Annotated in this window: 1 protein-coding gene; it reads left to right on the top strand. The window is 54.9% G+C overall.

The genetic code is table 11. The annotated features are described in order from the left end of the window. On the top strand, window positions 1-1,108 hold a 1,108-nt coding region (locus tag HFE01_RS26340), incomplete at both ends, for an amino acid adenylation domain-containing protein (protein ID WP_167442898.1).

Here is a 1,108-nt window from a genome sequence, read left to right as displayed (position 1 = left end):
TGGGTCTGATGACTGAGCGCTCGGTGGACATGATCGTGGGCATCTTTGGGATTTTGAAGGCTGGGGGCGCCTATGTTTCTATCGATCCAACCTATCCGGAGGAACGTATCCGCTACATGCTGGACGACTCGGGAGCGAAGCTACTGTTAACACAAAGCCATCTGGTAGACAAAGTCGCGTTTGACGGCCACATGCTGGTGCTAGATGGTGAGCAAACGGTGTATCACGAGGATGGCTCCAACCTGGAGCCGGAGTCCGGCCCGAATGATTTGGCGTATGTGATTTATACGTCAGGGACGACGGGGCAGCCGAAGGGCGTGATGTTGGAGCACCATGGGCTGTGCAATCTGAAAACGTATTTTGATCAGACGCTCAAGATCCGTACGTCGGATCATGCGCTGCTGTTCGCCAGCTACTCGTTTGATGCAGCTTGCTGGGAAATCTTCCAGGCGCTGTTCTGCGGCGCCACGTTATACGTACCAACAACAGAGACGATTTTGAACTACGAGCGGTTTGAGCAATATATGGCCGATCACCGGATTACGGTGGCCGCTTTGCCGCCGACCTATGCGGTGTACCTGGAGCCGGAGCGGATGCCAAACCTGCGTATTTTGTTCACCGCGGGCTCAGCCTCTTCCACAGAATTGGTATACAAGTGGAAGGATCAAGTGGCGTACTACAATGGCTACGGTCCAACCGAAAACTCGGTGGCAACGTCCATCTGGCCGGTATCCGAGGATGAAAGGGCAGGCCAACTCATTTCCATTGGTCGTCCTATGCCGAATCACCGGGTGTACATGCTGGATGTGCATGGACATTTGGCTCCGGTCGGCGTAGCAGGTGAGCTGTGCGTGTCTGGTCCGGGTCTGGCGCGTGGTTACCTGGATCGTTCAGAACTGACGGCGGAGAAATTTGTAGCGAACCCGTTTGCAGCCGGTGAAGCCGGCTATGAACGAATGTACCGTACGGGGGACTTGGCAAGATGGATGCCAGACGGCAACATTGAATATTTGGGCCGGATCGACCATCAGGTGAAAATCCGGGGCTACCGGATCGAACTGGGCGAGGTCGAAGCACAAATATTGAAAGTGGAGGACGTGCAAGAGGT

Source organism: Paenibacillus sp. EKM10P (assembly GCF_011800655.1).
GTDB classification, from domain to species: domain Bacteria; phylum Bacillota; class Bacilli; order Paenibacillales; family Paenibacillaceae; genus Paenibacillus; species Paenibacillus polymyxa.
Note: the sequence above shows the minus strand (reverse complement) of the source record. Positions and strands in the feature narration are given on the sequence as shown.